This is a genomic window from Hyalangium sp., from assembly GCF_035629615.1.
Lineage (GTDB): Bacteria > Myxococcota > Myxococcia > Myxococcales > Myxococcaceae > Hyalangium.
This window is the reverse complement of sequence record NZ_DASPHO010000689.1, coordinates 1-10491: the sequence shown is the minus strand read 5'-3', so window position 1 is coordinate 10491 and position 10491 is coordinate 1. Positions and strand designations below refer to the sequence as shown.

The 10491-nt window shown below is 68.8% G+C and carries 8 protein-coding genes and 1 pseudogene; 2 read left to right on the top strand and 7 right to left on the bottom strand.

Translation table 11 applies throughout. The annotated features are described in order from the left end of the window. Nucleotides 1–2055: serine protein kinase PrkA (locus tag VD972_RS34630; RefSeq protein ID WP_324993084.1), on the bottom strand; the 2055-nt coding region annotated here is incomplete at its 3' end. A 230-nt stretch (nt 2056–2285) separates the two neighbouring features. Here VD972_RS34630 and VD972_RS34625 point away from each other — a divergent pair. Together VD972_RS34625 and VD972_RS34620 are read left to right on the top strand one after the other, a co-directional pair. Next, a complete protein-coding gene (locus tag VD972_RS34625; RefSeq protein ID WP_324993083.1) occupies nt 2286–4892 on the top strand; it encodes a hypothetical protein in 2607 nt (868 codons plus the stop codon). Between the two features lie 47 nt (nt 4893–4939). Then, nucleotides 4940–6463 (top strand): Hsp70 family protein, encoded by a 1524-nt coding sequence (locus VD972_RS34620; RefSeq protein WP_324993082.1) that lies wholly within the window; start codon nt 4940–4942, stop codon nt 6461–6463. Nucleotides 6464–6496: 33 nt separating this feature from the next. Here VD972_RS34620 and VD972_RS34615 read toward each other — a convergent pair whose 3' ends face one another. From VD972_RS34615 to VD972_RS34590, 6 genes and pseudogenes are all read right to left on the bottom strand, one after another. Beyond that, nucleotides 6497–6919, bottom strand: coding sequence for an acyl carrier protein (locus VD972_RS34615; protein WP_324993081.1), 423 nt, complete (start codon nt 6917–6919; stop codon nt 6497–6499). Continuing rightward, a complete protein-coding gene (locus VD972_RS34610; protein WP_324993080.1) occupies nt 6916–7590 on the bottom strand; it encodes a nitroreductase family protein in 675 nt (224 codons plus the stop codon). Before VD972_RS34610 ends, VD972_RS34615 begins: the two co-directional genes overlap by 4 nt. Continuing rightward, entirely contained in the window at nt 7587–8330 is a 744-nt protein-coding gene (locus VD972_RS34605) for an SDR family NAD(P)-dependent oxidoreductase (RefSeq protein WP_324993079.1), read from the bottom strand. Before VD972_RS34605 ends, VD972_RS34610 begins: the two co-directional genes overlap by 4 nt. Before the next feature lie 56 nt (nt 8331–8386). Beyond that, on the bottom strand, nt 8387–8821 hold the full coding sequence (locus VD972_RS34600) for a hypothetical protein (protein ID WP_324993078.1): 435 nt from the start codon (nt 8819–8821) through the stop codon (nt 8387–8389). Between the two features lie 72 nt (nt 8822–8893). Then, nucleotides 8894–10096, bottom strand: a complete 1203-nt coding sequence (locus VD972_RS34595) for a beta-ketoacyl synthase N-terminal-like domain-containing protein (RefSeq protein ID WP_324993077.1) — start codon at nt 10094–10096, stop codon at nt 8894–8896. Beyond that, a pseudogene (locus VD972_RS34590) lies at nt 10093–10491 on the bottom strand (beta-ketoacyl-[acyl-carrier-protein] synthase family protein); the annotation flags it as partial. The gene VD972_RS34595 and the pseudogene VD972_RS34590, both read right to left, overlap by 4 nt.

The window sequence follows — 10491 nt, the reverse complement described above, 5'->3', positions numbered from 1 at the left end:
GAAGTAGTGATCCCTCAGCCGCTTGAACATGTCCGGGAAGATGCTCGGGTAGTCCATCGCCACGTCCGGGTTGTCCAGCCGGTGCGCGCCGATGTTCGTGATCAGCCCCCGCCGGTACTCGCCCGGATCCTCCCCCTTCGGCATGACGATCGACTCCAGCTCCGTCATGCGCTGCTCGTCCGGGCGCTCCATCTCCCCCGTCACCCGGTTGCGCATCTTCTCCCCGCGCACCCAGTGGCTCACGTTCTGGATGTAGCGCTCCACCAGCTCGCGGTACTGGCCCTCGGACACCAGCCCCATCGAGTCCCGCACCTCCGAGTCCACCAGATCCAGGTACTGGCCCTCCACCGAGCGCACGAACTCCTCGTGATCGTGGTAGCCGTCCACCACCTCCTGCTGCAGGAACTCGAAGACGCTCTTGTCCTGGCAGATCGCCAGGAGCTCCTCGAACACCGCCAGCGGGTTCAAGCACTTGTAGTCAGAGTTCTGCGCCGCGTTGAAGAGCGCCGTCTTGATCTCTCTCGCGCTGGCCCCCGAGCGCCCCTCGTAGTTCGGGTACGCGTCCGACTCCTCGTACAGCTCCGTGCGCAGCTTCTTCAGCTCCTTCGTGTTCGCCAGGCTCAGCCGCGCCGGCGCCCGCCCCTCCTCATAGAGGTGCATCTTCTCCATCGGGGTGACGTGATCGACCAGCTCCTTCACGTCCTGGGCATAGCGCTCGGGGATCGGCTTCTTCAGCCGCGTGAGCGCGGCCCACATGGCCGCCACCTCGGTGGTGTGCGGCGCCACGTGCTTGCCCACCGATGTCCGCGTGATCTCCGCGTCGTACACCTCCTGCTCCAGCTTGTAGCGGCGCAGGTACGGCACCCGCACCAGCTCGATGCGGCCCTTGAAGGACGCGAAGTCCGGCAGCTCCTTGAAGGCCCCCAGGTGCTTCTCATTGGCCGAGGCGATCAGCACCTCGTCCAGCAGCAGCACGAAGGGCTCGAGCGGCACCTGCGCCGTCTCGCTGAAGCCCAGCAGGTACTTGAAGGCCTCCAGCGGGCGCTTGAGCAGATCCGCGTACTCGATCAGCCCGCGGTTGGCGTGCACCAGCGGGCCGTGCGGCTCGAAGAGCACCACCCCGTGCAGCGCCGCGGGCAGGTTGAGCTGCGTGCGATCCGCGGTGATCTGCTGGGCCATGGCGTCCACGCTCATCTGCGGCTCCACCGTCACCGTGCCCACCTGGTAGCGCCGGGAGATGTAGAAGCGCTCGATCTGCACGTGGCGCAGGACCTTGAGGTAGTCCCCCGCGTACGAGGCGAGCAGCGCCGTGTAGATGCGCCGGCACTTGTGGCACATCTCCCCGTCCCGCAAGTAGTCCGAGAGGATGAAGTCGCCCGTCTCGCCGTCCCCGCTGCCCAGGCCCTTCTTCTTCAGCGCCGACTCCAGCAGCTTGCGGCGCTCGGGCGGCGGAATGACGAAGAGCGGGTGATCGTTCAGCTCGCACGGCATCCGGACGTCGATGGACTCCGCCTCGAGGTGAGCGAACGTCGTCACCTCGCCCGTCGTGGGGGGCACACGCTCGCCAAAGCCAATGGAGCCCTTGATGAGCTTCTCCGAGGGGAAGACCCAGCCCAGCCGGTACAGCGCTCCCTGAGGCTGCTGCGAGTAGTCCTCCATGCCCGCCTTGAGCGCGTTGACGAGGGTGGACTTCGCGCTGCCGTTGGGGCCGTGCAGAAGGATCAGCTTGTTGATGCGTCCGGCGCGCACGAAGTTGCCCAGCAGCCGGTAGATGGCGTTCTGCACCTCCTCCTGGCCGGCCACCCGCCCATCCCGATCACTCGAGGGCACGTCGAAGACCTTGAAGCGCCGGATGGTTCCCGTAGGGTGCGGCACCTGCTCCGTGCCGTAGTGGTCCATCACGTCGTGGAGGTACTGGGCCGCGTTGCGCGACTGGTGCCTCGGATCGGTGAAGAAGAGGGTGACGTACTCCTCGAAGGACAGGATGGACCTGTTCTTGACGAAGTCCGCGGACACCTGACCCCCGATGTCCTGCAGGTAGCGCCTGGCTTCCACGTCGTCTCTCCTCTGTGCTTGAGTCCTGGCCTATCTAGCCACGCCACCGAGCCACCGCCATCGCTCGGTAGAACACAGGAACTTTCCCTTCGGTGCGACGGATGTCCAGGGCCCTGCTTGCACTTCTGTTGGTGGCTACGCTCTCCGGGTGCCCGCCTGCCTCCTCGGCCCCCTGCGTCACGGACGCGGAGTGCCCCGACGGCCGCTGCCGCTTTGGTGGGTGTGGGCCGATGTGTCTGGATGACACCGACTGCCCTGCCGACGAGGCCTGCTCGGCGGGCACCTGCGGCACCCGGCCTGAGTGCACCGCCACCTCCGACTGTGCGCAGGGCTTCACGTGCTCGCCCGACGGGCGGTGCCTGTGCGGCTCGGACGCGGCCTGTGCCACCAACCAGTTGTGCCGCCAGGGCCGCTGTGAGGATCGCGGCCGGTGCACCGGGGATGCGGACTGTCCGGCCGGGCTGCGCTGCGAGGTGACCCAGGGCGCCTGTCTGCCTGCCTGTACCACCGCCGCGAGCTGTGCCCCGGGGGTGGATCCCCAGGTGGCCAACCTGCTGTTCGTCTGCCAGAGCGGGGCCTGCCTGCGCCGGTGTGTCAACGACGTCTCGTGTGGAGGGCAGGGGCTCCTCTGCGAGGCGGGCCTGTGCGCTCGCGCCGACTGCGCCACGCTCGCGGACTGCCCGGCAGGCCAGTACTGCACGAGCGCCACCACGGGCCGCTGCCTGGAGTACCGCACGTGCCAGTCCCGCGCCGAGTGCCCGGAGAACACGGACTGCCGGGCCTTCGGTACGAGCAGCTGTCCGCCCGGCTTCGACTGTGCGCTGAAGATCTGCCAGGAGCTGCCGCGCTGCCTCATCGACGAGGACTGTGCCGCACCGGCCTTCTGCCAGCAGGGGTACTGCCAGCCCTCGACGGCCTGTTCCACGGGAGGTTCATGCCCCGCCGGACAGCTCTGCGTGGCGCAGAGGTGCGTTCCCGGCGGCTGCCGCGGCCATGCCGACTGCCCCTCTGGCCAGGCGTGCACGGAGGGTGCATGCCGGTCCGCCCCCGCGGCCTCGGAGCTCTCCACGCTCTCCCTCAGCCCTCGCGCGGCGGTGCTGGTCGCTGGCGGCTCGGTGAGGCTCTCCCTCGTCGCCTTCACCTTCACCGGGGAGAGCTTCCCGTTCATCCCCGGGAGCTACTCGGTGGTGGACGTCAACGGGGCTCCGAGCGACGCGGCGACCGTGAGCTCCTCGGGCGAGGTGACGGCGGTGAGGGCCGGCACGGTGCGCGTCCGCGCGGGTGTCTCCAACCCGGGTGTGACGCCCGTCGAGGCCACCCTGACGATCCTCCCCGCGCTCGCCGAGGGCCGCCGGGTCACCGTGGTGGATCTGGCCACGGGCCGCCCGCTGAGCGGGGTGGAGGTGCTCGGCTGTGACGCTCCTCCTGCCACCGCGCCCTGCCCTGCCCCCGTGACGGTGACGACCGACGCGAGCGGCACGGCCCCCTTCCACTCCTTCACGGGTGCCACCGCGAGCTTCTCCGCCGCCTCGCTCGAGCTCCGGTCGGATGGCTACCCCCGCTATGACCGCGTCTCCGTGGCGGCGACCGGCGTGCGGGACATGCTGCTGCCCCTCGGCGAGAACCCGCTGCACGGGGCTGCGGGCTTCAACGCCGGCATCCAGTTCTCCGAGGTCCACTCGACCGGTCCGCTGTGGCTCGGCTTCTCCCTGCTGTCCGCCGGGGACGTGCCGGACCTGGACCTCGCCACGCTGCTGGGGGAGACGTTCTTCGTCACCGTGCCCGGCCTGCCTCAGGCGGTGCCACTGCCGGGCAGCACCGTGGCCTACGCCGCCTCCGGCTTCGGAGCGCCTGTGGAGCTCAAGAGGCGCTCCCTGGGGCTTGGGCAGCCGGGGCGCCGCGCCGCGGTGGCCTTCGCCGGACGAATGGAGCTGGCCCTGGCCGCGAACCTCGGCTCCACGGAGCTGCTGGCCTACACCGGGGCCATGGACTACGCGCTCCAGGCCTTCACCCCTGTTCCCCTGCGGCCGCGCGTCCCGGACACCTCGGATCTGGACGGGGACGGCCGCTGCTCGGACGCCTCGCGCTGCCCTCAAGGCCCCGAGGAGGTGCCGGACTACTTCGGCCTGCCCGGCTTCTCCCACCGCCCTCGCCGAGAGCAGCTCCGCCGCACGGAGGTGGTGCTTCCCCGGCTGCCCGCGGGGCTCGACACCGCCGTGGCCGGCGCAGTGGAGCTCTCCGCTGAGGCCGGCCTCACTCCCCTGGGACTCTCCTCGCGCACCGGCGGCGCTCCTGCGCCCGACGGGACGCGGCCGCTGGCCCCCCTTCTGCTGCGCAGCGGAGCGCCCTACGGCGGCGTGGAGCTCGGAACCCCTGGCCTCTGGGTGTTCGCCACCCGCATCGCCGAGGCCCGAGGCGACACCACAGGTCGGCTCATCCGCGGCTCCTCTCTGCCCACCCAAGTCGTCGTCCCCCCCTTCCTCCCCATGCCGGCTGCCTCCTACGCCGTCGCCCAGCGCACCTTCACTCCCTCTGCTGCGCGGTGGACGGCGCTGGCCCAGGCCGGTGCCGAGCTGGCCCGAATCACCCTCACGGGCGCTCGGAGCCGGCACGTGGTGCTCCTGCCGCTCGTGCAGGGCCAGCCTCCCCTCCGCCTGCCGGACGCTCCGCTTGGAGTTGAGGAAGACCCGGCAAGCCAGGAATCAGCGACAGCCGAGATAGTGGCCATGGATCTTTCGGCTCCTACTACCTCCGAAGACCTCTTGGACGTGGGGGGCGCCAACCTGCTCGGGCTGACGCTCTACCTGGATGCTTACTCGCGGGCGCGTTCCTGGTGAAATAGCGTCTACTGGCCCCGTTCTCCTCCCCTGGGAGTCCACACGCGATGCAAAAGAAGGAGCCCATCATCGGCATCGACCTCGGCACGACGAACTCGTGCGCGGCCTATGTCGAAGAAAGCGGGAACGTGAAGCTCATCCCCTACAAGGGGGGCGACTACACCATCCCCTCCATCTTCGCGATTGATGACAAGGGCAACGAGCTCATCGGCTACGAGGCCAAGCGCCAGTGGCAGCTCAACCCGCGCAACACCGTGTACGGCGCCAAGCGCCTGGTGGGCCGCGGCTTCAAGAGTGACATCGTCGACTCGATGAAGAAGGTCGTGGCGTACCAGATGCGCCCCGGCAAGAAGAACGACGTCGTCCTGGACGTGGGGAAGAAGGAGTTCTCGCTCCAGGAGATCAGCGCCAAGCTCCTCAATAAGATCCGGGACGTCGCCTCCAACTACCTGAAGATCCCCATCAAGCGCGCGGTGGTGACGGTGCCGGCGTACTTCAACGATCGGCAGCGCCAGTCGGTGAAGGATGCGGGCAAGCTGATCGATCTCGATGTGGTGCGCATCATCAACGAGCCCACCGCCGCCGCCCTGGCCTACGGGGTGGGCAAGAACCTCAACGAGAAGGTCGTCATCTACGATCTCGGCGGCGGCACGTTCGACGTGTCGATCATCGAGATCCGTGAGCGCGTCTTCGAGGTGAAGTCCACCGGCGGCGACATCTTCCTGGGCGGCATCGACTTCGACAACGCCATCATCCACCACGTCCTCAAGGACTTCGCGGCGAAGACGGGCATCGACCTGGCCACGGATCCGGTGGCCATGCAGCGCATCAAGGACCTGGCCGAGCGCACGAAGATCGATCTCTCCGCGCGCGAGGAGGTGCCCTTCAACATCCCCTTCATCACGATGACGGCGCAGGGCCAGCCGCTGAACATCGAGATGAAGTTCACGCGGAAGATGCTGGAGATGCTGACCAGCCACCTGATCGACAAGTCGCTGCAGATCGTGGCGCGGGTGCTGGTAGACGCGGGGCTGTCGACGAAGGAGGTCGACGAGGTGATGCTGGTGGGTGGGCAGACGCGCATGCCCATCGTGCAGGACCGGCTGACGAAGTTCTTCGGCAGGCCCCCGAGCAAGGGCGTGCACCCGGACGAGGCGGTGGCGATCGGGGCGGCGCTCTACGCGCACTCGCTGCAGGACGACACGAACCTGCGCATCCAGCTGCTGGACGTGATCCCCATGGCGATCGGGCTGGAGAAGGCGGGCGGCGCGTTCCACACGGTGTTCCCGCGCAACGCGCCCATCCCCAACGCCAAGCAGCTGGTGGCGACGACGAGCATCGACAACCAGACCGAGCTCGCCATGCGCATCTACCAGGGCGACCACGAGATGGTGGTGAACAACGAGCTGCTGGGAGAGTTCACGTTCTCGGGGATCCGGACGGACAAGGCCGGGAAGGTGCAGGTGGAGATCACCTTCGATGTGAGCATCGAAGGGATCCTCACGATGCGAGCGCGGGATCCGGCCACGGGCCGCGAGATGCGAACCACGGTCCGCGTCACGCAGAGCTGACGGTTTCCCGGCCTCTGGCCCCCGGCCGTGCCCTCAGACGCTCTGGCCCTGGCGCTTGGCGAGCACTAGGTTCGCGAACGTCCGCACGGAGAAGAGGCTCAGGATCTGCGCGGGCCGCAGCCCAGGCTGGATGTGCTGCGCCGCTTCTGGCATCAGCTCCCGGAGCCTCGCCAGCCCCGCCTCGGAGATGACACCCCCAGGCGAGAACTCCTCGTCCGACATGCTGCCGCGCGCGGCGCGCTCCATCTCTCCGCGCGTGATCTGGATGTCGAAGGCTCGCTCCAGCTTGAAGACAATGTCCAGGAAGTCGAGCGACTCGGCCCCCAGGTCCCCCATCAGGAGGGTCTCGAGCTTTACCTCGGAGAGCTCCCGGGCCAGCGCCTCGGCCACCACCTCCCGGACCTGCTGCTCGATCTTCTGGACCTCGTCCCCTGGGGCTGCGACTGCGGCGGTCATGTCTGGGCCTCCCGCGGCTCGGCGCCATCCTCGAACCACGTCACGACCTGCGCAAGGGGCTTGCGAGGCTGCTTCACCGGATGCTCGTCCGGGTAGCCCAGCGCGATGGCTCCCACCATCCTCCACGGCTCGCGGATGTCCAGCAGCCTCTGGATCTCGTCTCGCCCGATCATCGGCCCGGACATCCAGCAGGCCCCCAGCCCCTCGGACAGGGCCTGGAGCAGCAGGGCCATGCAGGCGGCGCTCGTCGAGCAGAGCTCCGCCTGCATCGACGCGGCGGTGTGGAACTCCGTCGGGTCCCCTCCCCCGGAGGCCACGAGGTTGGCGATCAGGTCCGGATAGACGCGGTACTGCGGCACCACGATGGCCGCAGCGGTGGAGAGGGGCTCGTGGAAGAAGTCCCCGTACTGGCCGAAGTCCTCCGCGTGGTGCCCCTGGCGGATGATGGCCTTCATCTCCTCGGACCGGGTGCGGACGGCCTCGGTGATGCGCTGCCGGAGGGAGGCCTGGGTGACGACCGCGAACCGCCAGGGCTGGCGGTTGGTGGGAGACGGGGCCGTCACCGCCGCCTGCATCAGCCGCTCCAGCACCTCGCGAGGCACAGGCTGGGCCGTGAAGGCTCGCACGCTCCTGCGATGAGCGAGGAGATCCAGAAAGGACTCGCCATTCATTCGAGCTTGAACCCTCCATCCACGTTCCACACCTGGCCGGTGACGTAGCTGGCATCCGAGGAGGTCAGGAAGGCCACCACCTTCGCCACCTCCTCGGGACGCCCTGGACGCCGCATTAGGATGCGCCGCTTCACCTCTTCGGCCGCCAGCGAGAGGAGGTCCCGCGTCATCTCCGTCTCGATGACACCGGGGGCCACCGCGTTCACCCGGATGTTCCTCGGCGCCAGCTCCACGGCCAGGGCCCGGATGAAGGACTCCACCGCGCCCTTCGTGGCGGCGTAGAGGCTCTGGCCACGCCCGGGCCGCTGTCCCGCCACGGACGAGAGCGCCACGATGGAGCCCCGCCGCCGTCCGATCATCCGCTTCGTCGCCTCGCGGCAGCAGTTCACCACTCCGTCCAGATTGACGGCGCGCACGGCCTCGAGATCCTCGGGGGTGCTTGCGCCCAGGAGCGTGTCCCGGGTGATGCCGGCGCAACAGACGAGCACGTCCATGGCACCAAGCTTACGCTCCGCCTCCTCGAAGATGCGGGCGACCTGGGCGGCATCCGTGACGTCCGCCCGCAGCAGGAGCGCCCGCTGGCCGAGCGCCTCCACCTCGCTCGCCACCTCGGCTGCGCGCTGTTCCTGATCGCGGAAGTTGATGCCCACCCAGTAGCCACGCCGGGCCAGCTCCAGCACGACGGCTCGGCCGATGCCTCGCGAGCCGCCCGTCACCAGCGCCACGCCTGCCTCGCTCATGCTTCACCTTGCGGCGCGATCACCCCCTGATACTAGCGGGGTTCGAGGTTGGCAGATCACTGCTTGTGAATGATGCCCTTGCGGCAGGTTCCGCCCGGCCCGCCCAAGCAGTAGTAGCCATCCGGGCACTGCCCCTGGGGGCCGCACAGAGGGGACAGCACTTCGATGGGCGCCTTGCGGCAAGCTCCGCCCGGCCCGCCCAAGCAGTAGTACCCCGCCGGGCACTGGCCCTGGGAGTTGCACAGAGGGGCCATCACTTCGATGATACCCCGGCGACAGATTCCGCCCGGCCCGCCCACGCAGTAGTACCCCACAGGGCATCGGCCCTCGGTGTCACACTGCGGGAGCATCTGGTCTACCTCTCCTGGCTCCGACGCCACGCTCTCAGGGGCCGACGACAGCTCGGACTCATCCGCCTCGATCGTGCCGCCACAGGCACTCACTGCGACTGCAACCGCGAGGAACGCTCCACTCAGCCAATGCTTCATCATGTTCGGCTCCTTGGGGGGGTGAGACGCGCGTCATCCTAGCGCTAGCGCCGACAAGACAGCCGTCATTTCAGATTAACCCGTAACTGAAGACCTCCTGGTGCGGCCAAGATCATGGACCCGGACAGCCCCTGCCAGCCCAGGGGCCCCCGTGGAGAGGGCCAGCACTGACTGCGCCTCCGTGGGCGTTGGCTCTCGAACTGGGACGAGCGGTCCCTCCGCAGGCTCACGCAGCCCGGCAATGGGAGGCAGCACGCCTCTCCGCAGGCAGCTCGCCAGCGCGATGGCTTGGACCAGCGCTGTCGCTGCTCCCAGTTGCCCGAAGGCTGACTGTACCGCCGTGAGCCGTGCACCACCTCCGAGCAGTGGCGCCAGAATGCTCCTCTCTGCCGCATCCACAGCGGGGAGGGCTCGGGCGGAGCCGTCGACGACGGTGTCCCCCTGGGTGAGGCGCGATGCAACGGCGGCGAGTGTCTCCGAGCTGGGATCCGAGGCCTGGCCGTCTGCCCCATCTGCGGCGGCAATGGACGCCAGCGCTCCCGCTGCGCCAGGACGCTGGAGCACGAGCGCCGCAGCGGCCTCCCCAGGCACGAAGCCGCGCGCATGGACATCATAGGGAGCGGCCAGGTTCGCGAGGTCCCCGGTTGTCGCCGCCCCTCGCGCGGCCAGGTCCACCAACGTCTCAGGCTCGAGGAGCGAGTCATAGGCGAACACCAGCGCCACATCGATGCTCCCCGCCTCGAGCGACCGGATGGCTGCCGAGAGCGCCTGGGCTCCGGCTGTGGCGCCGCCATACGTGGCTCCATCCCCTCGTGCAGAGAGGTCCGCCGCCAGGAGCGCGTGCGCATTGTTGGAGAGGTGCTTGAGCATCCAGTACGGGTGGATGCGCTTGAGGCCGCGCTCCCACGTCCCGCCTTGCTCCGGCTGCTGCGCCGAGAGCCCCTCCATCATGTCGTCCCAGTGGGCGCGCAGCCCGCCATAGCCACAGAAGACTCCCAGCCGCTCCCCCGAGACCTCACAGCCATGAGCACGGGCCTGCTGGAGTGCCGCGTGCGCGGCCTCCAGTCCGAAGAGCCCCATCCTCCGAAGGAAGCGCGCGTGCTTCGAGCGCTGCGGCACCGAGAGGATCGGTGCCCCCAGCCTGCAGGCGTACGTGCGGGTCTCGAAGCGGAGCGTGTCTGTCGCGGCGCGTTCTCCGGCCAGGAGCCGGCTCACGGCGGTGTCCACCGAGTCTCCCAGCGGCGTGCGCCAGGCCCAGCCGAGGACGTCCGCGCTCATGTCCCTCGCCCGAGGATGATGGTTGCGTTCTGCCCTCCGAACCCGAAGGAGTTCGAGAGCACGGCGTCCACCCTTGCCTCCCGCGGGCTCTCGCCGATCACGTCGCTGTCACACTCCGGATCGCGCTCCCGGTGGTGCGCCGTCCCTGGCAGGCAGTCACGCTGGAACGGCAGCAAGCAGGCCGCGATCTCTACCGCTCCCGAGGCCGCCATCAGATGTCCCACCGCCCCCTTGATGGAGCTGACCGGCACGTCGCCCAGGACCTCACGGATGGCTCGGGCCTCCGCGGGATCATTGAGCGGCGTGCCCGTGCCGTGGGCGTTCACGTAGCCGATATCCCGCGCGGAGAGCCCAGCGCGCCTCAGCGCCTGCTGCATGGCCTTCCGTGCCATCGA